Here is a 26,014-nt window from a genome sequence, read left to right as displayed (position 1 = left end):
ATGGGAGATAAGACGGTTCGTGTTCGTGCTGACTTGCACCATATCATAAAAATCGAAACAGCAAAGAATGGCGGAAACGTAAAAGAAGTTATGGAAATAAGACTTAGAAGCAAACTTAAGAGTGTGTTGATAGTGCATTATCTTAAAATTTTGTATAATAGGAATTGAAGTTAAATTAGATGCTAAAAATTTGTAATTAAGAAGGAGGGATTCGTCATGTTGGTGTTCCAAATGCGTAATGTAGATAAAACATCTACTGTTTTGAAACAGACTAAAAACAGTGATTACACAGATAAATAAATACGTTAGATTAATTCCTACCAGTGACTAATCTTATGACTTTTTAAACAGATAACTAAAATTACAAACAAATCGTTTAACTTCTGTATTTGTTTATAGATGTAATCACTTCAGGAGAGATTACATGAACAAAAATATAAAATATTCTCAAAACTTTTTAACGAGTGAAAAAGTACTCAACCAAATAATAAAACAATTGAATTTAAAAGAAACCGATACCGTTTACGAAATTGGAACAGGTAAAGGGCATTTAACGACGAAACTGGCTAAAATAAGTAAACAGGTAACGTCTATTGAATTAGACAGTCATCTATTCAACTTATCGTCAGAAAAATTAAAACTGAATACTCGTGTCACTTTAATTCACCAAGATATTCTACAGTTTCAATTCCCTAACAAACAGAGGTATAAAATTGTTGGGAATATTCCTTACCATTTAAGCACACAAATTATTAAAAAAGTGGTTTTTGAAAGCCGTGCGTCTGACATCTATCTGATTGTTGAAGAAGGATTCTACAAGCGTACCTTGGATATTCACCGAACACTAGGGTTGCTCTTGCACACTCAAGTCTCGATTCAGCAATTGCTTAAGCTGCCAGCGGAATGCTTTCATCCTAAACCAAAAGTAAACAGTGTCTTAATAAAACTTACCCGCCATACCACAGATGTTCCAGATAAATATTGGAAGCTATATACGTACTTTGTTTCAAAATGGGTCAATCGAGAATATCGTCAACTGTTTACTAAAAATCAGTTTCATCAAGCAATGAAACACGCCAAAGTAAACAATTTAAGTACCATTACTTATGAGCAAGTATTGTCTATTTTTAATAGTTATCTATTATTTAACGGGAGGAAATAATTCTATGAGTCGCTTTTTTAAATTTGGAAAGTTACACGTTACTAAAGGGAATGGAGATAAATTATTAGATATACTACTGACAGCTTCCAAGAAGCTAAAGAGGTCCCTAGCGCCTACGGGGAATTTGTATCGATAAGGGGTACAAATTCCCACTAAGCGCTCGGGACCCCTTGTAGGAAAATGTCCTAAGTGGGATATCTGTCAACTGGTATGGTTGACTAAAAATACTTCCTACGAAAATGTAGGGGGTATTTTTTTACGAAAAAATACAATCGATTCTTAAAAAGAAAAATTTTTGATTGGCAAAACCATAACAAGTTCGTTTTAGGGTTTTGATTTTGCGATTGATGCCTTCTAAAGGACCATTAGAGTATTCAAATTTAGCGCTATTTAAGACATATTTTCTGTTTTGACGAAGGGTTTGAATAGCAGTATCCATTTCTGTATTGGTTTTTTGGTAGTCTAAGATGGTTGACTCTAGTAATTCACTATTGCGCTCGTTTAGGGCTTTCGTGATATCTTGGTAAGTTTGGTATACTTCAGCGAACTTGGAAAATTTACTAGTAATGAGATCAACAGCATTTTGGCGAGTCATATATTGTTTAACGCCGCGAAGAAAAACTACTTCTTCAGGGTGAAGATCTTCAGCTTTTTTATGGAATAGCTTCCAATGTGACTTCATAATTTTATATTCTTGGCTCTGTTTATCAAGTTGCTTTAGGATAGAGATACGACAATTGTCCAAAGCGCGACCAGCTAATTGTACAAGGTGGAAGCGATCAATAATGATATTGGCATTAGGGAAAAGGCGATAGATAAAACTTTGATATTGAGCATTTAAATCAATTACAACTGATTGAACGCATTCGCGTTCGGCTTTTGAATAACGACTTTCAAAATAATCAACAATGGTAGGTGATAGACGATCCTGTAACTTTGTGACAATTTGGTGGGTTTCAGCGTCACAACAGATAAAGGACATCACAGACTTAATTGAACGAAACTCGTCAAAACATAGATGCTTAGGCAACTTAGCCACACGATAGTGTGGTTCCATGCGCTCTAAGATTGTTCGACGAACACTGCTAGGAGAGCAGTGACACATTTCAGCAATAAGCTGACCAGATAAGCCTTTACGAGCTAAAAGCATGATTTGATTTTTGAGATCACTGGATAAGGTTTGATTTTCTTTGGTTAAATTAGTAATAGCACCAAAAGTAGTATGGCATGATTTACATTTATAGCGTTGTTTACGAAGCTCTAGTTCATATCTTCTCCCATTTAAACTTGCCAGTCGTACATGAGTTTTGCGAAAGCCATCCTTATTAACTGTGGGAAAGCCACAGTTACGACAACGATTAATCGGATAAGAAAGAGTAGCTGTTATTAGCGTTATATACTCTTTAACAGAATCGTTGTTGTGTTCAGCTTCTTCAACAGAAATAATTTTAATATTTTTATCTTTAATTCCAAGAATATTTAGGATAGAATCATTATGGGACATTTGTTTAACCTTCTTTCATGATTTTTGTGGTGAATTGATTGTATAACGAGGGGACAGCAAATGTCCTCTTTTTTGTATAAAAAAATCTGGCATGGAATCTCTATCCATACCAGAAAGTGTATACCCCAAAAAAATAACTCAAATACAAATTCATTGAATATAGAGAGGAGAACATTTTTATGAATTTTGGACAAAACCTTTATAACTGGTTTCTATCAAACGCTCAATCACTGGTGCTTTTAGCAATCGTTGTGATTGGCTTGTATCTTGGCTTCAAGCGTGAGTTTAGCAAACTGATTGGCTTTTTAATTATTGCGATTATTGCGGTTGGCTTAGTCTTCAACGCTGCTGGAGTAAAAGACATTTTACTAGAGCTATTCAATCGCATTATTGGTGCTTAAATAAAACCGTTCTTTTGTGGAATATAAGTGGTTTTCTTATGTTCCGCAAAGGAATGGTACACCAAACGAAGTGCGGTAGGGATTTTTGAATCTCTACAAAGAAAGGACGTGAATATATGGACGATATGCAAGTCTATATTGCGAATTTAGGCAAATACAATGAGGGCGAATTGGTCGGTGCGTGGTTTACCTTTCCCATTGACTTTGAGGAAGTCAAAGAGAAAATCGGCTTGAATGATGAATATGAGGAATACGCCATTCATGACTACGAGTTACCCTTTACGGTTGACGAATACACTTCCATTGGCGAACTCAATCGACTATGGGAAATGGTATCGGAATTACCCGAAGAATTACAATCGGAGCTATCTGCTCTGCTCACTCATTTTTCAAGCATTGAAGAACTAAGCGAACATCAAGAGGATATTATCATTCATTCCGATTGTGATGATATGTATGACGTGGCACGCTACTACATTGAAGAAACGGGTGCTTTAGGCGAAGTACCAGCTAGTCTTCAAAACTATATTGATTATCAAGCCTATGGTCGGGATTTAGACCTTTCAGGAACGTTTATCTCAACCAATCATGGGATTTTTGAAATCGTCTATTAAATCTGTCGGTACATTACTACTGGCAGATTTTCTATTTTACGGGGTGGCTCAATCAGCTACCCCTATTTTTTATGAAAGGATTGATTACATGAAGAAAATACGAAGCTATACCAGTATCTGGTCTGTGGAAAAGGTACTGTATTCTATCAATGATTTTAGACTTCCGTTTCCCATAACCTTTACGCAAATGACATGGTTTGTCGTGTCACTCTTTGCAGTGATGATACTTGGCAACTTGCCCCCTCTTTCCATGATAGAGGGAGCATTTCTCAAATACTTTGGGATTCCTGTGGCTTTCACATGGTTTATGTCTACAAAAACTTTTGATGGTAAAAAGCCTTATGGATTTTTGAAGTCTGTCATTGCTTATGCACTGCGACCAAAGCTGACCTATGCAGGAAAAAAAGTAACGCTTGGCAGAAACCAGCCACAAGAAGCCATTACAGCAGTTAGGAGTGAATTTTATGGCATATCCAATTAAATACATTGAAAACAATCTCGTCTGGAATAAAGACGGGGAATGTTATGCTTACTATGAGCTTGTTCCTTACAATTACTCATTTCTAAGTCCAGAACAGAAAATACAAGTGCATGATTCTTTCAGACAGCTTATCGCACAAAATCGTGATGGCAAAATTCATGCTTTACAAATCAGTACAGAATCCAGCATACGTTCTGCACAAGAGCGTTCCAAAAATGAAGTCACTGGCAAGCTCAAAGCGGTTGCCTATGACAAAATCGACCAACAGACAGACGCTTTAATATCCATGATTGGCGAAAATCAAGTGAACTACCGTTTCTTTATCGGCTTTAAGTTGCTTCTCAACGATCAGGAGTTTTCTATGAAAAGTCTTACCGTTGAAGCAAAAAATGCTTTGTCTGATTTTGTCTATGATGTGAACCATAAGCTGATGGGCGATTTTGTTAGTATGAGTAATGATGAAATCCTGCGTTTTCAGAAGATGGAAAAGCTCTTAGAAAATAAAATCTCTCGTCGTTTCAAAATCCGCAGGTTAGATAAGGACGACTTCGGCTATCTGATTGAACACCTTTACGGACAGACAGGCACTGCCTATGAAGAGTATGAGTACCATCTATCAAAGAAAAAGCTGGATAATGAAACGCTGATTAAATACTATGACTTGATTAAGCCTACTCGCTGTTTGGTGGAAGAAAAACAGCGATATTTGAAAATCCAGCAGGAAGATGAAACCGTCTATGTAGCTTACTTTACCATTAACAGCATTGTCGGAGAACTGGACTTCCCGTCCTCTGAAATCTTCTACTACCAGCAACAGCAATTTACATTCCCGATTGATACGTCAATGAATGTGGAAATTGTAGCGAATCGTAAAGCCCTATCTACTGTCCGCAATAAAAAGAAAGAACTGAAAGACTTGGATAACCACGCTTGGCAAAGTGATAATGAAACCAGCTCCAATGTGGCGGAAGCTCTGGAAAGTGTGAATGAGCTGGAAACCAATTTAGACCAAAGCAAGGAATCTATGTACAAGCTGTCTTATGTGGTAAGGGTATCAGCAAATGATCTTGACGAACTCAAACGTCGTTGTAATGAAGTGAAAGATTTTTATGACGATTTAAGCGTAAAACTGGTACGACCATTTGGGGATATGCTCGGCTTACATGAAGAATTTTTACCTGCCAGCAAGCGTTATATGAATGATTATATTCAATACGTGACCTCTGATTTCCTCGCTGGTTTAGGTTTTGGTGCTACTCAAATGCTGGGGGAAAATGAGGGGATTTATGTTGGCTACAGCTTAGATACTGGACGCAATGTCTATCTGAAACCTGCTCTTGCCAGTCAAGGGGTTAAGGGTTCAGTAACCAATGCGTTAGCGTCGGCTTTTGTTGGTTCGCTGGGTGGTGGTAAATCCTTTGCGAATAACCTTATCGTCTATTATGCGGTGCTTTATGGGGCACAAGCAGTGATTGTAGACCCAAAAGCAGAACGTGGCAGATGGAAAGAAACCTTGCCAGAGATTTCCCATGAAATCAATATCGTCACTCTGACTTCTGATGAGAAAAACAAAGGCTTACTTGACCCTTATGTGATTATGAAAAATCCCAAAGATTCTGAATCACTGGCTATTGATATTCTGACATTCCTTACGGGGATTTCCTCTCGTGATGGGGAACGCTTCCCAATCCTTAGAAAAGCCATTCGTGCAGTAACCAATAGTGAAGTACGAGGGTTGATGAAAGTGATTGAGGAATTACGGGTTGAGAATACGCCACTAAGTACCAGTATAGCCGACCATATCGAAAGTTTTACAGACTATGACTTTGCACATTTATTATTCAGTAATGGTTATGTGGAGCAGTCTATCAGCTTAGAAAAACAACTGAACATTATACAGGTTGCGGACTTGGTACTTCCCGACAAGGAAACTTCCTTTGAGGAATATACCACTATGGAGCTTTTATCCGTTGCTATGCTGATTGTCATTAGTACCTTTGCTTTAGACTTTATCCATACAGACCGAAGCATTTTCAAGATTGTAGATTTAGACGAAGCATGGAGCTTTTTACAGGTAGCACAAGGAAAAACACTATCTATGAAGCTGGTTCGGGCTGGTCGTGCTATGAACGCTGGGGTATATTTCGTGACCCAAAATACAGACGACCTCTTAGATGAAAAACTGAAAAATAACCTCGGCTTAAAATTTGCATTTCGTTCCACTGACCTTAACGAGATTAAAAAGACCTTAGCCTTTTTTGGTGTAGACCCAGAGGACGAAAACAATCAGAAGCGATTGCGTGATTTGGAAAACGGGCAATGCCTTATCAGTGATTTATATGGTCGTGTCGGTGTGATACAGTTCCACCCTGTATTTGAAGAACTGCTCCATGCCTTTGATACCAGACCACCTGTGCGAAAAGAGGTGTAAATGTGAAACCATCAATAGTAAACAGAATAAAATCAAACTGGACGCTGAAACGTCTAGGTAAAGTGGCAATGACAGTGGCTTTCACACTTGTGATTGCCATTTTTCTTTTAGCCATGCTGGGAACGGTGGTTCAAGCTGCGGGCTTGGTAGATGATACGGTCAATGTGGCAAATGAATACAGCCGATACCCACTTGAAAACTATCAACTGGATTTTTATGTGGATAATAGCTGGGGCTGGCTTCCGTGGAACTGGTCGGACGGGATTGGAAAACAGGTCATGTATGGACTATATGCCATTACCAATTTTATTTGGACAATCAGTTTGTATGTTTCCAATGCGACAGGTTACTTAGTACAGGAAGCCTATTCCTTAGACTTCATTTCCGCTACAGCAGATTCCATTGGTAAGAATATGCAGACCTTAGCTGGTGTGAGTGCAAACGGATTTTCAACAGAGGGTTTCTATGTTGGATTCCTCTTACTCTTGATTTTGGTTCTTGGGGTTTATGTTGCCTATACGGGACTGATAAAGAGAGAAACCACAAAGGCAATTCATGCCATTATGAATTTTGTGCTGGTGTTTATCCTATCGGCTTCCTTTATTGCCTACGCTCCCGACTACATTAAAAAAATCAATGACTTTTCATCAGACATCAGTAATGCCAGTTTATCACTTGGCACGAAGATTGTCATGCCCCATTCCGATAGTCAAGGCAAGGACAGCGTGGACTTAATCAGAGATAGCCTGTTTTCCATACAGGTTCAGCAACCGTGGCTACTGCTTCAATACAACAGTTCAGACATTGAAAGTATCGGTATTGACCGTGTGGAAAGCCTGCTCTCCACCAGCCCAGATTCCAACAATGGCGAAGACAGAGAAAAAATTGTTGCGGAAGAAATTGAAGACAGAAGCAATACCAATCTAACCATTACAAAGACCATTAACCGTTTAGGTACAGTCTTCTTCCTATTTGTCTTCAATATTGGGATTTCCATATTTGTATTCCTATTAACAGGAATCATGATTTTCTCGCAGGTACTTTTTATCATCTATGCTATGTTTCTGCCTGTGAGCTTTATTTTAAGCATGATTCCATCATTTGATGGTATGTCAAAACGAGCCATAACAAAGCTCTTTAATACCATTTTGACACGAGCTGGAATCACATTGATTATTACGACAGCATTTAGTATTTCAACCATGCTCTATACCTTATCGGCTGGTTATCCGTTCTTTTTGATTGCTTTTCTACAGATTGTGACCTTTGCAGGAATCTACTTCAAGCTGGGCGATTTAATGAGTATGTTTTCTCTACAGAGTAACGATTCTCAAAGTGTGGGAAGTCGTGTGATGAGAAAACCTCGTATGCTTATGCACGCTCACATGCACCGTCTACAGCGGAAACTTGGACGTTCCATGACTACTCTAGGGGCTGGGTCTGCCATTGTTACAGGTAAAAAAGGACAGTCGGGTTCGGGGAGTTCTGCAAGGACACAAGCAGATCACTCCCGACCAGACGGAAAGGAAAAATCAACACTTGGAAAACGTATCGGTCAAACCATCGGTACAGTAGCTGATACCAAAGACAGAATGGTAGACACTGCTAGTGGTTTGAAAGAACAGGTTAAAGATTTGCCGACCAATGCAAGATATGCAGTATATCAAGGAAAATCCAAAGTAAAAGAGAATGTCCGTGATTTAACCAGTAGTATTTCTCAAACCAAAGCGGACAGAGCCAGTGGACGCAAGGAACAGCAGGAACAAAGGCGAAAAACCATTGCGAAGCGTCGCTCTGAAATGGAACAGGTCAAACAGAAAAAACAGCCTGCTTCTTCTGTTCATGAAAGACCGACTACAAGACAAGAACAATATCATGATGAACAGACCTCAAAACAGTCTAATATTCAGACTTCATATAAGGAATCTCAACAAGCCAAACAAGAGCGTCCAGCAGTTAAGTCCGATTTTTCAAGTCCAAAAGTGGAACGCCAAGGCAATACCGTTCAAGAAAAAACCGTTCAAAAGCCAGCAACTTCAACCACTACAGCAGATAGAACTTCACAACGTCCAATCACAAAAGAACGTCCGTCTACTGTTCAAAGAGTACCACTACAAAATACAAGAAGTAGACCACCAATCAAAACCGCCACCATTAAGAAAGTCGGTAAGAAACCATGAAGTTGAAAACTTTAGTGATTGGTGGTTCTGGATTATTCTTGATGGTCTTCTCACTGCTTCTGTTTGTTGCCATTTTATTTTCAGATGAACAGGACAGCGGAATTTCCAATATTCATTATGGAGGTGTGAATGTTTCCGCAGAAGTGCTGGCTCATAAGCCTATGGTAGAAAAATATGCCAAAGAATATGGCGTTGAAGAATATGTCAACATACTTCTTGCGATTATACAGGTGGAATCGGGCGGTACTGCGGAAGATGTTATGCAGTCCTCGGAATCCCTCGGTCTTCCACCTAATTCATTGAGTACAGAAGAATCCATTAAGCAAGGTGTGAAGTATTTCAGTGAATTATTAGCCAGTAGCGAAAGGCTCAGTGTAGATTTAGAATCGGTTATCCAGTCCTACAATTATGGTGGTGGTTTCTTAGGGTATGTGGCTAATCGTGGAAATAAATATACCTTTGAACTGGCTCAAAGTTTCTCAAAAGAGTATTCAGGTGGCGAAAAAGTGTCTTACCCCAATCCCATAGCCATACCTATCAATGGGGGCTGGCGATACAACTATGGCAATATGTTTTATGTGCAACTGGTAACGCAGTATCTTGTCACAACAGAGTTTGATGATGATACGGTACAAGCCATCATGGACGAAGCACTGAAATATGAGGGCTGGCGATACGTTTACGGTGGAGCTTCCCCGACTACTTCTTTTGATTGTAGCGGACTGACACAATGGACGTATGGAAAAGCTGGAATTAACTTACCACGAACCGCACAACAGCAATATGATGTGACCCAGCATATCCCACTATCGGAAGCACAAGCTGGCGATTTGGTTTTCTTTCATTCTACCTATAACGCTGGCTCTTATATTACTCATGTTGGGATATACCTTGGCAATAACCGTATGTTTCATGCAGGCGACCCAATCGGTTATGCCGACTTAACAAGCCCCTACTGGCAACAGCATTTAGTGGGAGCAGGACGAATCAAACAATGAGAAAGGAAGATTTAATGATGAAATTTAGAAAAAATCAGAATAAAGAAAAACAGATACCAAAGGAAAAGAAACCTCGTGTCTACTATAAGGTCAATCCTCATAAAAAGGTTGTGATTGCCTTGTGGGTACTTTTAGGGCTTAGTTTCAGCTTTGCGATATTCAAGCACTTTACAGCTATAGATACTCATACTATTCACGAAACAACTATCATAGAAAAGGAATACGTTGATACTCATCATGTAGAAAATTTTGTAGAGAACTTTGCGAAAGTCTACTATTCATGGGAGCAATCCGATAAGTCCATTGATAATCGAATGGAAAGTCTAAAAGGCTATCTGACAGATGAACTTCAAGCTCTCAATGTTGATACAGTACGCAAAGATATTCCTGTATCGTCTTCTGTAAGAGGATTTCAGATATGGACGGTAGAGCCAACTGGCGACAATGAGTTTAATGTAACCTACAGTGTAGACCAACTCATTACAGAGGGGGAAAATACAAAGACCGTCCACTCTGCTTATATAGTGAGTGTCTATGTAGACAGTACTGGAAATATGGTCCTCATTAAGAATCCGACCATTACTAGCATACCAAAGAAATCAGACTATAAACCAAAAGCTATTGAAAGTGAGGGTACGGTTGATTCCATTACAACCAATGAAATCAATGAGTTTTTAACGACGTTCTTCAAGCTCTATCCTACAGCGACAGCCAGTGAACTTTCCTACTATGTGAATGACGGGATATTAAAACCAATCGGAAAAGAGTACATCTTTCAAGAACTGGTAAATCCTATTTACAATCGTAAGGATAATCAAGTCACGGTATCGCTGACAGTGGAGTATATCGACCAGCAGACCAAAGCAACGCAGGTATCTCAATTTGATTTGGTACTTGAAAAGAACGGGAGTAATTGGAAGATTATAGAATAACAAATATTGGTACATTATTACAGCTATTTTGTAATCACGTACTCTCTTTGATAAAAAATTGGAGATTCCTTGACAAATATGCTCTTACGTGCTATTATTTAAGTATCTATTTAAAAGGAGTTAATAAATATGCGGCAAGGTATTCTTAAATAAACTGTCAATTTGATAGTGGGAACAAATAATTGGATGTCCTTTTTTAGGAGGGCTTAGTTTTTTGCACCCAGTTTAAGAATACCTTTATCATGTGATTCTAAAGTATCCGGAGAATATCTGTATGCTTTTTATGCCCTTTTGGGTTTTTGAATGGAGGAAAATCACATGAAAATTATTAATATTGGAGTTTTAGCTCATGTTGATGCAGGAAAAACTACCTTAACAGAAAGCTTATTATATAACAGTGGAGCGATTACAGAATTAGGAAGCGTGGACAAAGGTACAACGAGGACGGATAATACGCTTTTAGAACGTCAGAGAGGAATTACAATTCAGACAGGAATAACCTCTTTTCAGTGGGAAAATACGAAGGTGAACATCATAGACACGCCAGGACATATGGATTTCTTAGCAGAAGTATATCGTTCATTATCAGTTTTAGATGGGGCAATTCTACTGATTTCTGCAAAAGATGGCGTACAAGCACAAACTCGTATATTATTTCATGCACTTAGGAAAATGGGGATTCCCACAATCTTTTTTATCAATAAGATTGACCAAAATGGAATTGATTTATCAACGGTTTATCAGGATATTAAAGAGAAACTTTCTGCCGAAATTGTAATCAAACAGAAGGTAGAACTGTATCCTAATATGTGTGTGACGAACTTTACCGAATCTGAACAATGGGATACGGTAATAGAGGGAAACGATGACCTTTTAGAGAAATATATGTCCGGTAAATCATTAGAAGCATTGGAACTCGAACAAGAGGAAAGCATAAGATTTCAGAATTGTTCTCTGTTCCCTCTTTATCACGGAAGTGCAAAAAACAATATAGGGATTGATAACCTTATAGAAGTGATTACGAATAAATTTTATTCATCAACACATCGAGGTCAGTCTGAACTTTGCGGAAAAGTTTTCAAAATTGAGTATTCGGAAAAAAGACAGCGTCTTGCATATATACGTCTTTATAGTGGCGTACTGCATTTGCGAGATTCGGTTAGAATATCGGAAAAGGAAAAAATAAAAATTACAGAAATGTATACTTCAATAAATGGTGAATTATGTAAAATTGATAAGGCTTATTCCGGGGAAATTGTTATTTTGCAGAATGAGTTTTTGAAGTTAAATAGTGTTCTTGGAGATACAAAGCTATTGCCACAGAGAGAGAGAATTGAAAATCCCCTCCCTCTGCTGCAAACGACTGTTGAACCGAGCAAACCTCAACAAAGGGAAATGTTACTTGATGCACTTTTAGAAATCTCCGACAGTGACCCGCTTCTGCGATATTATGTGGATTCTGCGACACATGAAATCATACTTTCTTTCTTAGGGAAAGTACAAATGGAAGTGACTTGTGCTCTGCTGCAAGAAAAGTATCATGTGGAGATAGAAATAAAAGAGCCTACAGTCATTTATATGGAAAGACCGTTAAAAAAAGCAGAGTATACCATTCACATCGAAGTTCCACCGAATCCTTTCTGGGCTTCCATTGGTCTATCTGTAGCACCGCTTCCATTAGGGAGCGGAGTACAGTATGAGAGCTCGGTTTCTCTTGGATACTTAAATCAATCGTTTCAAAATGCAGTTATGGAGGGGATACGCTATGGCTGTGAACAAGGATTGTATGGTTGGAATGTGACGGACTGTAAAATCTGTTTTAAGTATGGCTTATACTATAGCCCTGTTAGTACCCCAGCAGATTTTCGGATGCTTGCTCCTATTGTATTGGAACAAGTCTTAAAAAAAGCTGGAACAGAATTGTTAGAGCCATATCTTAGTTTTAAAATTTATGCGCCACAGGAATATCTTTCACGAGCATACAACGATGCTCCTAAATATTGTGCGAACATCGTAGACACTCAATTGAAAAATAATGAGGTCATTCTTAGTGGAGAAATCCCTGCTCGGTGTATTCAAGAATATCGTAGTGATTTAACTTTCTTTACAAATGGACGTAGTGTTTGTTTAACAGAGTTAAAAGGGTACCATGTTACTACCGGTGAACCTGTTTGCCAGCCCCGTCGTCCAAATAGTCGGATAGATAAAGTACGATATATGTTCAATAAAATAACTTAGTGTATTTTATGTTGTTATATAAATATGGTTTCTTGTTAAATAAGATGAAATATTTTTTAATAAAGATTTGAATTAAAGTGTAAAGGAGGAGATAGTTATTATAAACTACAAGTGGATATTGTGTCCTGTATGTGGAAATAAAACACGATTAAAGATAAGGGAAGATACTGAATTAAAAAAATTCCCCCTCTATTGTCCGAAATGCAGACAAGAAAATTTAATTGAAATAAAGCAGTTCAAAGTAACTGTGATTACAGAGCCAGACGCAAAGACGCAGAGCCGATAAAATGAGATTAATACAATCTCATTTTATCGGCTCTTTCCGTTATGTATGGATTCTTTTAATTAGTCTTCGATGTTTCTTGCTTCGTTGATACCGCTGGCTAAAGATTCCATTAAGGATAGTTCTTTGTCTGTAAAGCTATCCATGTATTTCTCTATCTGTAATCGTCGGGTGCTTTTTACCAAGTTATTAGCAGGTAAGAAAAATTCATCAACGGAAACATGAAGTAACGATACAAGGTCATAAAGAACTTGTATGCTGGGGTGTTGCCCTTTATTTTCAATATTAGTTAAGTACCGTGGGTCAATTTCAATCAATGCTCCCACTTGTTCACGAGTTAAACCTCGTTTCAATCGAGCTTCTTTAATGGCTAAACCAAAGGCTCTAAAATCATATTTATCTTCTTTTTTACGCATAGTAGACCACCTCTATACATTTTATTGTTCCTACTGAATTAAAAACAGGTATAGAAAAACGTGTTATATGTACTGACCCCAAAAAGTTAGACAATTAATTTATCCGAAGGATTTAGTTCTGTATTGTACAGGGCTAAGTCCTTTTAGTTTTACCTTAATTCGTTTGTTGTTGTAGTAATCGATATAGTCTACAATGGCTTGTTCCAATTGCTTAAGCGACTGAAACGACTTCTCATAACCGTAAAACATTTCGGATTTTAAAATGCCAAAGAAAGATTCCATCATACCGTTGTCTGGGCTGTTGCCCTTTCGTGACATGGATGCTTGAATTCCCTTACTCTCTAGGAACCGATGATAAGAATCGTGTTGGTATTGCCAACCTTGGTCACTATGGAGAATCGTATTCTCGTAGTGTTTCTCTGTGAAGGCCTGTTCCAACATCTTTTTTACTTGTTCTAAATTAGGAGAACAAGAAAGATTAAAAGCAATAATTTCGCTGTTAAATCCATCTAAAACAGGCGATAAATACAATTTCTGCGTGCTATTTGGAATGGCAAACTCTGTCACATCCGTATAACACTTTTCCATTGGTCTCGATGCTTCAAACTGGCGTTGAATGATATTCTCTGCTTTCTTGCCAATCTCTCCTTGGTAGGAAGAATACTTTCGTTTACGGCGAATTCGAGCACTTAAACCAAGGATTTTCATCAGACGTTGGACCTTCTTATGGTTTACTATATGACCACGATTCCTCAATTCAAGAGTTATTCGGCGATAGCCATAATTTCCTTTGTGCTCAGTAAAAATAGCTTGAATTTCAGCTTTAAGATCTTTATCTTTGTCAAGCCCATCTAGTTCCTTCAACTGATAATAGTAAGTTGAGCTAGGTAAACGAGTCACTTCAAGAAGTAAATCTAGTCGAAATCCTCCTGAAGCCATTTCTCTAATTGTCTCTGCCTTTCTCGCTGTATGGCTTCGTCCCTGTCTTCCAGCTCTTTTAACTTTTTTAAGTAAGCCACCTCAGTACGTAAGCGTTCATTCTCCTCTTGGAGTCGCTCTAGTTCTGTCATTTCATCCCAAGTTTTCTTCCGTTTACGTCCCATTTTAGTTGGTCTCCCTCTTGTTTTCTCAACAATAGTATACCCGTTTTTCTTGTATTGTGCTAGCCAATTAAGAAGTATCGTACGACTTGGGAGGCCGTATTCAAGAGAAACTCTATCTTTAGTCCAGCCTTCATGTAAGACTTTATTAATCATTTCTTGCTTTAAATCAGGAGAATAGTAACGATTTTTTCCTTTTTTGACGAACTCTATTCCGTAACGATCAATCAATTTAATCATGTACCTAATATTAGAATTATTTATCCCAAATTTATTTGAAAGCTTCTCTAAGCTATATCCTTGTTTTCTAAGTTCATAGATCTGAACTTTATCATCATAAGTTAATTTCATAATAAAAACACCCCAAAAGTTAGATTTTTTCTGTCTAACTTTTGGGGTGCAGTTCAATATGGTTTATAGGTTTATATTTAATAAAAAGCACTACTAAACGCCAATAAAAAAAACCGTTATATGGTAGTGCTATTTACGCTGTTAAAATATTGTATATTACTTCCAAATGGCGGTTTGTTGGAGGTCAACGTCGCCATGAAGTACATCATATACAATAAATTTCCTTACATTGGGTTCTTGTCAAAAAAAGTCGTCTATCTGCAATAGATAAGTACGTCCACCAATGTGGTTTTATAAATCATATAGATAGAATAACAGAAGCATGTAAACAGAGAAATAAATCTGTTTATATGCTTTTTTGGCTATTCAGAACTTTTTTACAAAGTTTATTTATCAGTAATGCAACAAATCCCCCTTTCACATTGGGACTAAGAGTGAAAGGAGATAAACGAGCAAGGCTCACTTCCTTTCCTAGACAGAAAGGGGGTGAGAAACATGAAACCATCTTCTTTTCAGACCACAATAGAAAATCAGTTTGACTATATCTGTAAACGTGCTATGGAAGACGAGCGAAAGAATTATATGCTTTATCTTTCAAGGATTGCAAAGCGTGAGGTGTCCTTTTCGGATGTTGGCGATTATCTTGTTAGCCAGTTTGCGACAACAGATAACTATTCAACTGACTTTCAGATTTTTACACTCAATGGGTTATCAGTAGGCGTTGAAAATGATTTGTTGAGTGAAGCATTACGTGAGTTGCCAGACAAGAAACGTGAAATTCTACTGCTGTTTTACTTTATGGACATGAGCGATTCAGAAATTGCAGACCTGTTGAAATTGAACCGTTCTACTGTCTATCGGCATAGAACCAGTGGACTAGCCTTAATTAAAAAGTTTATGGAGGAATTTGAAGAATGAAAACACAATATCCTATGATTCCCTTTCCTCTCATTGTAAAGGCAACAGATGGCGATACCGAAGCGATTAACCAGATTCTACATCATTACAGAGGGTACATAACGAAGCGTTCCCTACGACTTATGAAAGATGAATATGGCAATCAAAGTATGGTCGTTGATGAAGTCTTACGTGGAAGAATGGAAACCAGACTGATTACAAAGATTTTGTCATTTGAAATTAAGTAATATCCTCTCTCCTTTCGTGGAAGCGTGCTAAACCATTCCACGCTTCCCGAACAGGGAGGTTTGTTATTCCACCAAAGCATATTGAGCTTTCAATGTGTTTTGATAGGCTAACGAGCCATTGTTCTTTGAAAACTGAATAAAAGTAATCGAATACGTTTCGATAAGAAAAGAGCCAACGGAACTAACCGCCATGACCTATCTTATAAAGATAGCGAGCGATTCATGTTAGTGATCCGAGAAGCAATCTTTAGCAGGATTGCCTGCAACGACATTCTTATCGTGATAATGATACTCCCATACAGTCAATAGTCCGAGCGTGATAAAACCGTCGCAGGCAATGAGTATGGCTACATGAGAACCATGCAGGGGTGGAACTCCCGTGAGCTTTGCTAAAGCTGTTCGATTGCTGGTAAAACAACTTTTATGAAATCCAAATAAGTGATTTGGAAAGGAGGATTTTATGAAGCAGACTGACATTCCTATTTGGGAACGTTATACCCTAACCATTGAAGAAGCGTCAAAATATTTTCGTATTGGCGAAAACAAGCTACGACGCTTGGCAGAGGAAAATAAAAATGCAAATTGGCTGATTATGAATGGCAATCGTATTCAGATTAAACGAAAACAATTTGAAAAAATTATAGATACATTGGACGCAATCTAGCGTCGCCAAAGGGTCTTGTATATGATAAAATAGTATTAAGTCGTATCAAGGCTCTTTCCATAAAGGAAAGGAGCAAATGCCATGTCAGAAAAAAGACGTGACAATAAAGGTCGAATCTTAAAGACTGGAGAGAGCCAACGAAAAGACGGAAGATACTTATACAAATATATAGATTCATTTGGAGAACCGCAATTTGTTTACTCGTGGAAACTTGTGGCTACAGACCGAGTACCAGCAGGAAAGCGTGATTGTATCTCACTTAGAGAGAAAATCGCAGAGTTACAGAAAGACATTCATGATGGTATTGATGTTGTAGGAAAGAAAATGACACTCTGCCAGCTTTACGCAAAACAGAACGCTCAAAGACCAAAGGTTAGAAAAAACACTGAAACTGGACGCAAATATCTTATGGATATTTTGAAGAAAGACAAGTTAGGTGTAAGAAGTATTGACAGTATTAAGCCATCAGACGCTAAAGAATGGGCTATTAGAATGAGTGAAAATGGTTATGCTTATCAAACCATCAATAACTACAAACGTTCTTTAAAGGCTTCATTCTATATTGCTATACAAGATGATTGTGTTCGGAAGAATCCATTTGACTTTCAACTGAAAGCAGTTCTTGATGATGATACTGTCCCTAAGACCGTACTAACAGAAGAACAGGAAGAAAAACTGTTAGCCTTTGCAAAAGCTGATAAAACCTACAGCAAAAATTATGATGAAATTCTGATACTCTTAAAAACAGGTCTTCGTATTTCAGAGTTTGGTGGTTTGACACTTCCAGATTTAGATTTTGAGAATCGTCTTGTCAATATAGACCATCAGCTATTGAGAGATACTGAAATTGGGTACTACATTGAAACACCAAAGACCAAAAGTGGCGAACGTCAAGTTCCTATGGTTGAAGAAGCCTATCAAGCATTTAAGCGAGTGTTAGCGAATCGAAAGAATGATAAGCGTGTTGAGATTGATGGATATAGTGATTTCCTCTTTCTTAATAGAAAGAACTATCCAAAAGTGGCAAGTGATTACAACGGCATGATGAAAGGTCTTGTTAAGAAATACAATAAGTATAACGAGGATAAATTGCCACACATCACTCCACATAGTTTGCGACATACATTCTGTACCAACTATGCAAATGCAGGAATGAATCCAAAGGCATTACAGTACATTATGGGACATGCTAATATAGCCATGACGCTGAACTATTACGCACATACAACATTCGATTCTGCAATGGCAGAAATGAAACGCTTGAATAAAGAGAAGCAACAGGAGCGTCTTGTTGCTTAGTAGTACAAATGAATTTACTACTTATTTACCACTTCTGACAGCTAAGACATGAGGAAATATGCAAAGAAACGTGAAGTATCTTCCTACAGTAAAAATACTCGAAAGCACATAGAATAAGGCTTTACGAGCATTTAAGAAAATATAAAAAGATAATTAGAAATTTATACTTTGTTTATTTTAAAAAGATTAAAGCGGGCGTTTGTTGGGCATGCCAGCCTTTCTTGGATATTTATTTGGTGTTTCTTTTTTCTTTTCTACCACTGTGATGTAACGTGGATCTCCATTTGGTAGGGCGTAGCTGAGATTGTCTTCTACTTTACTAAAAAGGAGGTTGAGGGCATTCTTAGCTTCTAATAATTCCTCAGGCGCATTGCTAGCCTTGAGTGCCAATAGTTTTCCGCCAACTTTAAGGTAGGGAATAGTTAATTCAGATAGGACTTGCATACGGGCAACCGCACGAGCTGTTACAAAATCATATTGAGCACGGAAGTTTTTGTCTTGGGCCAAGTCTTCTGCACGTCCATGGTAGAAATGAACACCATCCAAATCCAGTTCTTGAGCCAAGAGTTGGAGGAAGTTGATGCGCTTATTGAGTGAATCAATGATAGTTACATCTAACTGAGGATAGAGAATTTTCATCGGTAGACTAGGAAATCCTGCCCCGGCCCCGATATCAAGCAGTTTGATAGTTTCATTAGGAATCAAACCTTGAAGGATGGGTGCAATCGAATCGTAAAAATGTTTGAGATAAACTTCTTCCTTGTCTGTAATAGCTGTTAGATTAATCTTTTCATTCCACTCGACCAAGAGCTCAAAATAGCGTTCAAATTGTTTTTTTTGCTGGTCCGAAAGTGGAAGGTTCTGCTCGGCAAGCAAGTTGTAAAATGTTTCTGGTTTCATAGTTTTTTCCTTCTTTAGTATCATCTTATTTTACCACAATCATTAAAAATTTGATATACTGGTACTAATCTAAAAGCAGAAAGGACTTATATAATGACTTGGATTATTCTTGGAGTTATCGCTCTTGTTGTTATTTTTGTGATTGTTAGCTATAATGGTTTGGTTAAGAATCGTATGCAAACAAAGGAGGCTTGGAGTCAGATTGATGTTCAGTTGAAACGTCGAAATGACCTCTTGCCAAACTTGATTGAGACTGTAAAAGGTTATGCCAAATATGAAGGTTCTACCCTTGAAAAGGTGGCAGAACTACGTAACCAAGTGGCGGCAGCGACTTCACCAGCAGAAGCTATGAAAGCTAGTGATGCACTTACTCGTCAGGTTTCAGGTATTTTTGCAGTTGCAGAAAGCTATCCAGATTTGAAAGCTAGTGCAAACTTTGTTAAATTGCAAGAGGAGTTGACAAATACAGAAAATAAAATTTCTTACTCTCGTCAACTCTATAACAGTGTTGTCAGCAACTACAATGTAAAATTAGAAACTTTCCCAAGCAATATTATCGCTGGGATGTTTGGATTTAAAGCAGCAGATTTCCTTCAAACACCAGAAGAGGAAAAGGCAGTTCCTAAAGTTGATTTTAGCGGTTTAGGTGACTAAGATGTTGTTTGATCAAATTGCAAGCAATAAACGAAGAACCTGGATTTTGTTGCTGGTATTTTTCCTACTCTTAGCTCTTGTTGGCTATGCGGTTGGTTACCTCTTTATGCGATCTGGGATTGGTGGATTGGTTATCGCACTGATTATCGGCTTTATCTATGCCTTGTCCATGATTTTTCAATCGACAGAGATTGTCATGTCCATGAATGGAGCGCGTGAGGTGGATGAGCAAACGGCACCAGACCTCTACCATGTAGTAGAAGATATGGCTATGGTCGCTCAGATTCCTATGCCCCGTGTTTTCATCATTGATGATCCAGCCTTAAATGCCTTTGCTACAGGTTCTAACCCTCAAAACGCAGCGGTTGCTGCGACGTCAGGTCTCCTAGCTATCATGAATCGTGAAGAACTAGAAGCTGTTATGGGACATGAAGTCAGTCATATTCGTAACTACGATATCCGTATTTCAACTATTGCTGTCGCCCTTGCTAGTGCTATCACCATGCTTTCTGGTATGGCAGGTCGTATGATGTGGTGGGGTGGAGCAGGTCGCAGACGAAGTGACGATGATAGAGATGGAAATGGTCTTGAAATCATTATGCTAGTGGTCTCCCTACTTGCAATTGTGCTGGCACCTCTCGCTGCAACCTTGGTGCAACTAGCTATTTCTCGTCAGAGGGAATTTTTAGCTGATGCTTCCAGTGTCGAGTTGACTCGCAATCCTCAAGGGATGATAAATGCTCTACGTAAGTTGGATAATAGTAAACCGATGAGTCGTCCTGTAGATGATGCCAGCAGTGCACTTTATATCAATGATCCTAAGAAAGGGGGAGGGTTCCAAAAACTCTTTTATACCCACCCACCTATCTCAGAACGGATTGAACGTTTAAAACATATGTAAAAAGAATCCAGAGGTCGTCTCTGGATTTTTACTATGTTGCAAATTTATAAATCTTCTAAATTAACTACCTCCAGACCATGTTCTGTTAAGCGATAGATGATTGAACAGACCTCTTTTAAGAAACGACGGTCATGCGAAACAGTGATGAGACCGCCTGGATAGGTTGCAAAGAGTTTCCTGATGTGGGGTTGAGAAGTTGGAGAAAAATTTCGTGTGGGTTCATCCAAAAGGAGAAAGTTTGGTTTGCACAAGACTAAATCCAAAAGCAAAAGTTTCCCCTGTTGCCCGCCAGATAAGGAGCGGATTTGGTGGTGCATCTCTGGATAACTGAAATTGAGACTGGCTAGGTGAGATTGGGTTTTCTGTAGTTCCTCTTTTTCTCCAGTTTTGCTGAGGTAGGCTATTGGTGATAAATCCAATTGCAGTTTTTGCTGGTAATCTTGTGGCATATAACCAAGAGAAATCTCTCTTTTATCATTCAGAAGTTGCTGTAACTTGGCTAAAAGAGTTGATTTTCCAATACCATTTGGGCCGATGATACCAATTTTTTCTTGGCCACGGACAGTTAATTGTAGTTCTTGCACCAAAATTCGCTCGCCAATGGACAAATTTTCTTTTTCCAGTTGGATTAAGACTTTAGAAGCAGGTAATGGCTGTATATCTGAGAAGAAAAGTCTGATTTCTTCCTCTTCAAGTGGTTTTTGGGTCATGGACTGAGCTGTCTTTTCAAAGCGTTTTTCTTGAGAGAGGACATTTTTCATCTTTTTAGCCAATAGGCGACCGGCAGTACTGTCTTTAGTAGCTCGAAGCGCAGTTTCTACATTTTGCTTGACTCGCCGATGTTTTTCCATGGTTTTATCGTAGGCTTTTTGGTCGTTAGCTGCTTGCTGGCTTTGTCTGACAAAATTAGCCTTTCTTTGGTCACTATAGCTATCATAGTCTAAATGCTCTACTAGCGTTTCTGCTTCTTTACGGTGTTTGACCAGTCGCAAGTGGACAATAGTATCAGCCGTTTCAGAAAGAAAGTCTTCATCATGGGAAATGAAAATAACGGTTTGCCGAATCTTTCGAATCTGACCTTTTAGCCAATCAACTGTTTCAAGGTCCAGGTCATTTGAAGGTTCATCTAAAAATAGAATCTCAAAGGGTTTGGCTAACTCATGGATAAGCTGAATTTTCAAAGCTTCGCCACCCGAGAGGCTCCCAATCTCTTGGTCACTAGCAAAGCGATCGCTATCAAAATGCAACTCCTCAGCCAAACGATAAAGAATGCTGTAGTCTAAATCAACAGTATCTAAAAAGAAGTAGTCATGTAGAGATTGTTTTTTCAGCTCCTCGGGGAGTTTTTGAGGAATATAGGCCAGTGACTGATAGTCAGACTGGATGTCTCCCTTGATAGTGAAATCAGGCAAAGCTTCCCCCATTAGAGTTTTAAGCAAGGTTGATTTGCCATTTCCTTCCTCTCCAATAATAGCTACTTTTTCCCCGTCTTGGATAGTCATGTTTAAGTCTGAGACAAGATCACGCAAATCTTTGTTTTGTGTGATGGTCAGATGATTAATTTTTATCATATTGTTGCCCTTTCTAGAATGTCCAATAGTGCATAACAAAAAGCTCTACTTTACCTAGTAGAGCCAATGTCTATGTCAAAAAAACTCTATTAATACTCTTCGAAAATCTCTTCAAACCACGTCAGCGTCGCCTTACCGTATATATGTGACTGACTTCGTCAGTCTTATCTACAACCTCAAAATAGTGTTTTGAGCAGCTTACGGCTAGCTTCCTAGTTTGCTCTTTGATTTTCATTGAGTATAAAATGCCAGAAGAAGAGCATAAAAGAGCACACAAAAAGAGACAAAAACAAGATCTACTAAATAAAGTTTCTTTATTTGATAGACTTAGTTGTTCATGTCTCCCTTACCTCCGAGTATTAGTACCTCTATCTTATACCTTTCAGGATATTTTGTCAACAGAAAACTGACAATTCTAATCTCTAAAATCCGAAAACAGGTCCATAAAGAGTTAGTACGTGTTTGACATGCTTGTAATGGAATTTGTCGTAGTTTCGCCAAGCAATGCGTGCTTGGTCGTTCAGTTTTAGGCTACCGAGACCTATCAGAAGACTGGTACGTTGGTAAAATTTCTCAAGGTCAATTAAGATACTGTTGTCCAACTTTTCCACTTTTTTGAGCTCTTTTATAGTAGTGTTTAGCAGCTCTTGCAGTCGAATATCATCTGCCCTACCCTGTTTGCAGCTTTGGAAACTTTTATTTAACTCGGATAGGAGTTGGGTTGCATTAGTAATGAGTTCTTTGTCTTACATGTGAGCATCCTCCTTGCTCTGATGTATTATTGCCTATAGTATAGCACTAAAAAACAAAAATGTCATAGTAAATATGTTAAAAAATCGAATTTTAATTTTAAAGTTTGGTGTGCTGATTTGTAAGCTTTTCATGGTATAATCAAGAGAGTAAATCTTTATGGAGGAAGTATGAAATTAAATATTCAAGAAATTCGTAAGCAGTCTGAAGGCTTGCATTTTGAACAAACGTTAGACCTAGCCTCAGACCTGCGTGCACGTAATCAAGAAATTTTAGATGTAAAAGATATCCTTGCAGTTGGGAAAGTACAGTACGAAGACCGTATGTATTTCTTAGATTATCAACTATCTTACACCATTGTTCTTGCTTCAAGTCGCAGTATGGAGCCAGTTGAGTTAGTTGAATCTTATCCAGTAACGGAAGTTTTCATGGAAGGAGCAACCAATCAGCTAGATCAAGAAGTTTTAGATGATGATTTGGTCTTGCCTATCGAAAATGGAGAACTTGACCTTGCTGAGAGCGTGTCAGACAATATCCTACTAAACATTCCTATCAAGGTCTTGACGGCTGAAGAAGAGGCTGGTCAAGGATTTGTCTCAGGAAATGACTGGCAAATCATGACAGAGGAAGAATACCAGGCCCAACAAGCAGTCAAAAAAGAAGAAAACAGTCCTTTTGCTGGCTTACAAGGACTATTTGATGGAGATGAATAATGGTTTTGTCAAAAAAACGAGCACGAAAAGTGCTAGAAGAAATCATTGCTCTGTTTCCAGATGCCAAGCCCAGTCTTGATTTTACCAATCATTTTGAACTACTAGTTGCGGTCATGTTGTCAGCTCAGACAACGGATGCAGCGGTAAATAAGGCCACACCAGGTCTCTTTGCTGCCTTTCCAACGCCACAAGCCATGTCTGTTGCGACAGAGGGTGAGATTGCTTCACACATTTCTCGCCTAGGACTGTATCGAAATAAGGCTAAATTCCTTAAAAAATGTGCCCAACAGTTACTAGAAGATTTTGATGGTCAAGTCCCTCAAACACGTGAGGAATTAGAGAGTCTAGCAGGTGTTGGTCGCAAGACAGCCAATGTTGTCATGAGTGTGGGCTTTGGGATTCCAGCTTTTGCAGTAGATACTCATGTGGAGCGTATTTGCAAACACCATGATATTGTCAAAAAATCAGCGACACCGCTTGAGGTGGAAAAGAGGGTTATGGATATTTTGCCACCGGAACAGTGGTTAGCAGCCCATCAGGCCATGATTTATTTCGGACGGGCTATCTGCCATCCTAAAAATCCAGAGTGTGACCAGTACCCACAATTATATGATTTTAGCAATTTATAAGATGGTGTACCAAAAGTTTTTGCTTGATTTTAAGCATGCTTTGTGCTATAGTATTTGATAACTAAATATTCCTTTAAACCTGTCCCGTGAGGCAGGCAAGGAGCGCGATAAAGTAGAAGGGTGAAGTCTATACTGTTTCCAGTAGGGCTTACTTAGCTATACATTTCAAGTCTCCTTGTTTAAGGAGACTTTTCTTTTTGGAGGTTTGTCATGAAGGCAAAAGAAGTTGTAGACGAATTGACCGTCAAACGAGCGATTACGCGTATTACATATGAGATTATCGAACGCAACAAAGATTTGAATAAAATCGTCTTGGCTGGTATTAAAACTCGTGGTGTCTTTATCGCCCACCGAATCCAAGAACGTTTGGAGCAACTAGAAAATCTTTCAGTTCCTGTTGTGGAATTGGATACCAAACCTTTCCGTGATGATGTTAAAAGTGGAGAAGATACTTCTTTGGTTTCTGTTGATGTGACAGACCGTGAAGTTATCTTGGTGGACGATGTGCTCTATACAGGCCGTACTATCCGTGCTGCTATTGATAATATTGTCGGTCATGGTCGTCCTGCGCGCGTGAGTTTAGCAGTTCTAGTCGATCGTGGACATAGAGAATTGCCAATCCGTCCAGATTACGTTGGAAAAAATATCCCAACTAGTCGTTCTGAAGAAATCATCGTAGAGATGGCAGAACTTGATGGCCAAGACAGAGTTCTGATTACTGAAGAAGCTTAGAAAGCTGAAGGAGTAGCCATGTCAGAAAATCAACAAGCATTGAACCATGTAGTGTCCATGGAAGACCTCACTGTCGATCAAGTCATGAAATTGATCAAGCGAGGAATTGAGTTTAAAAACGGAGCTCAGCTTCCCTACGAGGACCATCCGATTGTTTCCAATCTTTTCTTTGAGGATTCTACACGGACGCATAAGTCCTTTGAAGTGGCAGAGATTAAACTGGGATTGGAACGACTTGACTTTGATGTGAAAACTAGTTCGGTTAATAAGGGTGAGACACTTTATGATACCATCCTTACTCTGTCTGCTTTAGGAGTGGATGTCTGTGTGATTCGCCACCCTGAGGTTGACTACTACAGAGAGTTAATTGCAAGTCCAACGATTACGACTTCCATTATCAATGGTGGAGATGGTTCGGGTCAACACCCTAGCCAGAGCTTGCTTGATTTGATGACTATTTATGAGGAATTTGGTCACTTTGAGGGTCTCAAGGTTGCGATTGCAGGTGACTTGGACCACTCACGCGTTGCTAAATCCAATATGCAGATTTTGAAACGCTTGGGAGCTGAACTTTATTTTGCTGGACCTGAGGAATGGAGAAGTCAAGAGTTTGCAGATTATGGACAGTTTGTAACCATTGATGAAATCATTGATCAGGTGGATGTCATGATGTTTCTCCGTGTGCAACATGAACGCCATGATAGTGGAGCTGTCTTTTCAAAAGAAGACTACCATGCCCAACATGGCTTGACTCAAGAACGTTATGACCGTTTGAAAGAAACAGCAATCCTCATGCACCCAGCTCCAGTCAACCGTGATGTAGAAATCGCAGACCACTTGGTTGAAGCACCAAAATCACGGATTGTCCAACAAATGACCAATGGTGTTTTTGTTCGAATGGCAATCTTAGAATCCGTACTGGCGAGTAGAAACGCCAACTAAAACACAAGACGTTAAAAGACGCC

The 26,014-nt window shown here is 38.7% G+C and carries 29 protein-coding genes; 22 read left to right on the top strand and 7 right to left on the bottom strand.

Annotated features, from left to right (window positions below; all coding sequences use genetic code 11):
- The 3 genes from ACLV7W_RS06960 (at position 1) to erm(B) (ending at position 1,162) form a co-directional block, all read left to right on the top strand.
- A complete protein-coding gene (locus ACLV7W_RS06960) occupies positions 1 to 168 on the top strand; it encodes an MLS leader peptide (RefSeq protein ID WP_000502600.1) in 168 nt (55 codons plus the stop codon).
- 48 nt (positions 169 to 216) lie between these two features.
- Positions 217 to 300, top strand: coding sequence for a 23S rRNA methyltransferase attenuation leader peptide (locus ACLV7W_RS06955; protein WP_001865637.1), 84 nt, complete (start codon positions 217 to 219; stop codon positions 298 to 300).
- Between the two features lie 124 nt (positions 301 to 424).
- Complete coding sequence (gene erm(B), locus ACLV7W_RS06950; protein WP_001038795.1) at positions 425 to 1,162, top strand: 23S rRNA (adenine(2058)-N(6))-methyltransferase Erm(B); 738 nt, start codon at positions 425 to 427, stop codon at positions 1,160 to 1,162.
- A gap of 256 nt (positions 1,163 to 1,418) precedes the next feature.
- Here erm(B) and ACLV7W_RS06945 read toward each other — a convergent pair whose 3' ends face one another.
- The gene (locus tag ACLV7W_RS06945) at positions 1,419 to 2,666 is read right to left on the bottom strand and encodes an ISL3 family transposase (protein ID WP_000019067.1); all 1,248 of its coding nucleotides are present in this window, start codon (positions 2,664 to 2,666) and stop codon (positions 1,419 to 1,421) included.
- Positions 2,667 to 2,845: 179 nt separating this feature from the next.
- Between ACLV7W_RS06945 and ACLV7W_RS06940 the strand changes: the two genes are divergently transcribed.
- From ACLV7W_RS06940 to ACLV7W_RS06900, 9 genes are all read left to right on the top strand, one after another.
- Entirely contained in the window at positions 2,846 to 3,067 is a 222-nt protein-coding gene (locus tag ACLV7W_RS06940; RefSeq protein WP_001009056.1) for a hypothetical protein, read from the top strand.
- Positions 3,068 to 3,183: 116 nt separating this feature from the next.
- Positions 3,184 to 3,681, top strand: a complete 498-nt coding sequence (locus tag ACLV7W_RS06935) for an antirestriction protein ArdA (protein ID WP_000342539.1) — start codon at positions 3,184 to 3,186, stop codon at positions 3,679 to 3,681.
- 88 nt (positions 3,682 to 3,769) lie between these two features.
- Positions 3,770 to 4,162, top strand: a complete 393-nt coding sequence (locus ACLV7W_RS06930; RefSeq protein ID WP_000723888.1) for a conjugal transfer protein — start codon at positions 3,770 to 3,772, stop codon at positions 4,160 to 4,162.
- Positions 4,146 to 6,593, top strand: a complete 2,448-nt coding sequence (locus ACLV7W_RS06925) for an ATP-binding protein (protein WP_000331160.1) — start codon at positions 4,146 to 4,148, stop codon at positions 6,591 to 6,593. Before ACLV7W_RS06930 ends, ACLV7W_RS06925 begins: the two co-directional genes overlap by 17 nt.
- A 2-nt stretch (positions 6,594 to 6,595) precedes the next feature.
- Positions 6,596 to 8,773: a CD3337/EF1877 family mobilome membrane protein gene (locus ACLV7W_RS06920; protein WP_000804748.1), complete on the top strand. Its 2,178-nt coding sequence runs from the start codon at positions 6,596 to 6,598 to the stop codon at positions 8,771 to 8,773.
- A complete protein-coding gene (locus ACLV7W_RS06915) occupies positions 8,770 to 9,771 on the top strand; it encodes a lysozyme family protein (protein WP_000769868.1) in 1,002 nt (333 codons plus the stop codon). Before ACLV7W_RS06920 ends, ACLV7W_RS06915 begins: the two co-directional genes overlap by 4 nt.
- Positions 9,768 to 10,703: a conjugal transfer protein gene (locus ACLV7W_RS06910; protein WP_061638197.1), complete on the top strand. Its 936-nt coding sequence runs from the start codon at positions 9,768 to 9,770 to the stop codon at positions 10,701 to 10,703. Before ACLV7W_RS06915 ends, ACLV7W_RS06910 begins: the two co-directional genes overlap by 4 nt.
- A 318-nt stretch (positions 10,704 to 11,021) precedes the next feature.
- Positions 11,022 to 12,941, top strand: a complete 1,920-nt coding sequence (tet(M), locus tag ACLV7W_RS06905; protein WP_130884523.1) for a tetracycline resistance ribosomal protection protein Tet(M) — start codon at positions 11,022 to 11,024, stop codon at positions 12,939 to 12,941.
- Positions 12,942 to 13,059: 118 nt separating this feature from the next.
- The gene (locus ACLV7W_RS06900; RefSeq protein WP_000336323.1) at positions 13,060 to 13,227 is read left to right on the top strand and encodes a cysteine-rich KTR domain-containing protein; all 168 of its coding nucleotides are present in this window, start codon (positions 13,060 to 13,062) and stop codon (positions 13,225 to 13,227) included.
- Between the two features lie 59 nt (positions 13,228 to 13,286).
- On the opposite strand, the gene ACLV7W_RS06895 is transcribed toward ACLV7W_RS06900, so the two are convergent.
- Together ACLV7W_RS06895 and ACLV7W_RS06890 are read right to left on the bottom strand one after the other, a co-directional pair.
- Complete coding sequence (locus ACLV7W_RS06895) at positions 13,287 to 13,640, bottom strand: helix-turn-helix transcriptional regulator (RefSeq protein WP_001227347.1); 354 nt, start codon at positions 13,638 to 13,640, stop codon at positions 13,287 to 13,289.
- 99 nt (positions 13,641 to 13,739) lie between these two features.
- A protein-coding gene (locus ACLV7W_RS06890; RefSeq protein WP_411865250.1) for an IS3 family transposase occupies positions 13,740 to 15,091 on the bottom strand; the annotation gives its coding sequence in 2 pieces (ribosomal slippage) (positions 13,740 to 14,650 and positions 14,650 to 15,091; 1,353 coding nt in all).
- Between the two features lie 495 nt (positions 15,092 to 15,586).
- Between ACLV7W_RS06890 and ACLV7W_RS06885 the strand changes: the two genes are divergently transcribed.
- Both ACLV7W_RS06885 and ACLV7W_RS06880 read left to right on the top strand, forming a co-directional pair.
- Positions 15,587 to 16,009 (top strand): sigma-70 family RNA polymerase sigma factor, encoded by a 423-nt coding sequence (locus tag ACLV7W_RS06885; RefSeq protein ID WP_000804885.1) that lies wholly within the window; start codon positions 15,587 to 15,589, stop codon positions 16,007 to 16,009.
- Positions 16,006 to 16,236, top strand: a complete 231-nt coding sequence (locus tag ACLV7W_RS06880) for a helix-turn-helix domain-containing protein (RefSeq protein ID WP_000857133.1) — start codon at positions 16,006 to 16,008, stop codon at positions 16,234 to 16,236. Before ACLV7W_RS06885 ends, ACLV7W_RS06880 begins: the two co-directional genes overlap by 4 nt.
- A 225-nt stretch (positions 16,237 to 16,461) precedes the next feature.
- Here ACLV7W_RS06880 and ACLV7W_RS06875 read toward each other — a convergent pair whose 3' ends face one another.
- Positions 16,462 to 16,713 (bottom strand): hypothetical protein, encoded by a 252-nt coding sequence (locus ACLV7W_RS06875; RefSeq protein WP_001845478.1) that lies wholly within the window; start codon positions 16,711 to 16,713, stop codon positions 16,462 to 16,464.
- Between ACLV7W_RS06875 and ACLV7W_RS06870 the strand changes: the two genes are divergently transcribed.
- Both ACLV7W_RS06870 and ACLV7W_RS06865 read left to right on the top strand, forming a co-directional pair.
- Positions 16,697 to 16,900, top strand: coding sequence for an excisionase (locus ACLV7W_RS06870; protein WP_000814511.1), 204 nt, complete (start codon positions 16,697 to 16,699; stop codon positions 16,898 to 16,900). The genes ACLV7W_RS06875 and ACLV7W_RS06870 overlap by 17 nt on opposite strands.
- Before the next feature lie 81 nt (positions 16,901 to 16,981).
- On the top strand, positions 16,982 to 18,199 hold the full coding sequence (locus tag ACLV7W_RS06865; protein WP_411865680.1) for a tyrosine-type recombinase/integrase: 1,218 nt from the start codon (positions 16,982 to 16,984) through the stop codon (positions 18,197 to 18,199).
- Positions 18,200 to 18,385: 186 nt separating this feature from the next.
- Here ACLV7W_RS06865 and rsmG read toward each other — a convergent pair whose 3' ends face one another.
- Positions 18,386 to 19,099: a 16S rRNA (guanine(527)-N(7))-methyltransferase RsmG gene (rsmG, locus tag ACLV7W_RS06860; RefSeq protein ID WP_153199018.1), complete on the bottom strand. Its 714-nt coding sequence runs from the start codon at positions 19,097 to 19,099 to the stop codon at positions 18,386 to 18,388.
- Positions 19,100 to 19,192: 93 nt separating this feature from the next.
- Between rsmG and ACLV7W_RS06855 the strand changes: the two genes are divergently transcribed.
- Positions 19,193 to 19,753: a LemA family protein gene (locus ACLV7W_RS06855; protein WP_000219828.1), complete on the top strand. Its 561-nt coding sequence runs from the start codon at positions 19,193 to 19,195 to the stop codon at positions 19,751 to 19,753.
- A gap of 1 nt (position 19,754) precedes the next feature.
- Complete coding sequence (htpX, locus tag ACLV7W_RS06850) at positions 19,755 to 20,654, top strand: zinc metalloprotease HtpX (RefSeq protein ID WP_411865679.1); 900 nt, start codon at positions 19,755 to 19,757, stop codon at positions 20,652 to 20,654.
- Positions 20,655 to 20,698: 44 nt separating this feature from the next.
- On the opposite strand, the gene ACLV7W_RS06845 is transcribed toward htpX, so the two are convergent.
- Positions 20,699 to 22,225 (bottom strand): ATP-binding cassette domain-containing protein, encoded by a 1,527-nt coding sequence (locus ACLV7W_RS06845; RefSeq protein ID WP_411865678.1) that lies wholly within the window; start codon positions 22,223 to 22,225, stop codon positions 20,699 to 20,701.
- Between the two features lie 422 nt (positions 22,226 to 22,647).
- Positions 22,648 to 22,959 (bottom strand): helicase BlpT, encoded by a 312-nt coding sequence (locus ACLV7W_RS06840; RefSeq protein ID WP_261051296.1) that lies wholly within the window; start codon positions 22,957 to 22,959, stop codon positions 22,648 to 22,650.
- 186 nt (positions 22,960 to 23,145) lie between these two features.
- On the opposite strand from ACLV7W_RS06840, the gene ACLV7W_RS06835 reads away from it, so the two are divergent.
- The 4 genes from ACLV7W_RS06835 to ACLV7W_RS06820 all read left to right on the top strand — a co-directional run bounded on the left by ACLV7W_RS06835 (position 23,146) and on the right by ACLV7W_RS06820 (position 25,991).
- Complete coding sequence (locus ACLV7W_RS06835) at positions 23,146 to 23,688, top strand: YceD family protein (protein WP_261051253.1); 543 nt, start codon at positions 23,146 to 23,148, stop codon at positions 23,686 to 23,688.
- Positions 23,688 to 24,317 (top strand): endonuclease III, encoded by a 630-nt coding sequence (nth, locus tag ACLV7W_RS06830; protein WP_261089573.1) that lies wholly within the window; start codon positions 23,688 to 23,690, stop codon positions 24,315 to 24,317. Before ACLV7W_RS06835 ends, nth begins: the two co-directional genes overlap by 1 nt.
- Positions 24,318 to 24,527: 210 nt before the next feature.
- Complete coding sequence (gene pyrR, locus ACLV7W_RS06825) at positions 24,528 to 25,049, top strand: bifunctional pyr operon transcriptional regulator/uracil phosphoribosyltransferase PyrR (protein ID WP_000644747.1); 522 nt, start codon at positions 24,528 to 24,530, stop codon at positions 25,047 to 25,049.
- Between the two features lie 18 nt (positions 25,050 to 25,067).
- Positions 25,068 to 25,991: an aspartate carbamoyltransferase catalytic subunit gene (locus tag ACLV7W_RS06820; RefSeq protein WP_004260121.1), complete on the top strand. Its 924-nt coding sequence runs from the start codon at positions 25,068 to 25,070 to the stop codon at positions 25,989 to 25,991.
- Positions 25,992 to 26,014 lie beyond the last annotated feature (23 nt).

The sequence above is a fragment of the Streptococcus mitis genome (assembly GCF_965111735.1).
Classification (GTDB): Bacteria; Bacillota; Bacilli; order Lactobacillales; family Streptococcaceae; genus Streptococcus; species Streptococcus mitis_DR.
Note: the sequence above shows the minus strand (reverse complement) of the source record. Positions and strands in the feature narration are given on the sequence as shown.

What these genes read in the sequence shown, in the direction of transcription:
- nth (WP_261089573.1), top strand. Translation starts at nt 23,688, where the DNA reads ATGGTTTTGTCAAAAAAACGAGCACGAAAAGTGCTAGAAGAAATCATT.
- ACLV7W_RS06845 (WP_411865678.1), bottom strand. Translation starts at nt 22,225, where the DNA reads ATGATAAAAATTAATCATCTGACCATCACACAAAACAAAGATTTGCGT.
- ACLV7W_RS06930 (WP_000723888.1), top strand. Translation starts at nt 3,770, where the DNA reads ATGAAGAAAATACGAAGCTATACCAGTATCTGGTCTGTGGAAAAGGTA.
- ACLV7W_RS06940 (WP_001009056.1), top strand. Translation starts at nt 2,846, where the DNA reads ATGAATTTTGGACAAAACCTTTATAACTGGTTTCTATCAAACGCTCAA.
- ACLV7W_RS06870 (WP_000814511.1), top strand. Translation starts at nt 16,697, where the DNA reads ATGAAGCAGACTGACATTCCTATTTGGGAACGTTATACCCTAACCATT.
- ACLV7W_RS06960 (WP_000502600.1), top strand. Translation starts at nt 1, where the DNA reads ATGGGAGATAAGACGGTTCGTGTTCGTGCTGACTTGCACCATATCATA.
- ACLV7W_RS06910 (WP_061638197.1), top strand. Translation starts at nt 9,768, where the DNA reads ATGAGAAAGGAAGATTTAATGATGAAATTTAGAAAAAATCAGAATAAA.
- ACLV7W_RS06865 (WP_411865680.1), top strand. Translation starts at nt 16,982, where the DNA reads ATGTCAGAAAAAAGACGTGACAATAAAGGTCGAATCTTAAAGACTGGA.
- ACLV7W_RS06895 (WP_001227347.1), bottom strand. Translation starts at nt 13,640, where the DNA reads ATGCGTAAAAAAGAAGATAAATATGATTTTAGAGCCTTTGGTTTAGCC.
- ACLV7W_RS06885 (WP_000804885.1), top strand. Translation starts at nt 15,587, where the DNA reads ATGAAACCATCTTCTTTTCAGACCACAATAGAAAATCAGTTTGACTAT.
- ACLV7W_RS06875 (WP_001845478.1), bottom strand. Translation starts at nt 16,713, where the DNA reads ATGTCAGTCTGCTTCATAAAATCCTCCTTTCCAAATCACTTATTTGGA.
- ACLV7W_RS06820 (WP_004260121.1), top strand. Translation starts at nt 25,068, where the DNA reads ATGTCAGAAAATCAACAAGCATTGAACCATGTAGTGTCCATGGAAGAC.
- ACLV7W_RS06955 (WP_001865637.1), top strand. Translation starts at nt 217, where the DNA reads ATGTTGGTGTTCCAAATGCGTAATGTAGATAAAACATCTACTGTTTTG.
- pyrR (WP_000644747.1), top strand. Translation starts at nt 24,528, where the DNA reads ATGAAGGCAAAAGAAGTTGTAGACGAATTGACCGTCAAACGAGCGATT.
- htpX (WP_411865679.1), top strand. Translation starts at nt 19,755, where the DNA reads ATGTTGTTTGATCAAATTGCAAGCAATAAACGAAGAACCTGGATTTTG.
- ACLV7W_RS06925 (WP_000331160.1), top strand. Translation starts at nt 4,146, where the DNA reads ATGGCATATCCAATTAAATACATTGAAAACAATCTCGTCTGGAATAAA.
- ACLV7W_RS06855 (WP_000219828.1), top strand. Translation starts at nt 19,193, where the DNA reads ATGACTTGGATTATTCTTGGAGTTATCGCTCTTGTTGTTATTTTTGTG.
- ACLV7W_RS06835 (WP_261051253.1), top strand. Translation starts at nt 23,146, where the DNA reads ATGAAATTAAATATTCAAGAAATTCGTAAGCAGTCTGAAGGCTTGCAT.
- rsmG (WP_153199018.1), bottom strand. Translation starts at nt 19,099, where the DNA reads ATGAAACCAGAAACATTTTACAACTTGCTTGCCGAGCAGAACCTTCCA.
- ACLV7W_RS06935 (WP_000342539.1), top strand. Translation starts at nt 3,184, where the DNA reads ATGGACGATATGCAAGTCTATATTGCGAATTTAGGCAAATACAATGAG.
- ACLV7W_RS06880 (WP_000857133.1), top strand. Translation starts at nt 16,006, where the DNA reads ATGAAAACACAATATCCTATGATTCCCTTTCCTCTCATTGTAAAGGCA.
- ACLV7W_RS06915 (WP_000769868.1), top strand. Translation starts at nt 8,770, where the DNA reads ATGAAGTTGAAAACTTTAGTGATTGGTGGTTCTGGATTATTCTTGATG.
- ACLV7W_RS06945 (WP_000019067.1), bottom strand. Translation starts at nt 2,666, where the DNA reads ATGTCCCATAATGATTCTATCCTAAATATTCTTGGAATTAAAGATAAA.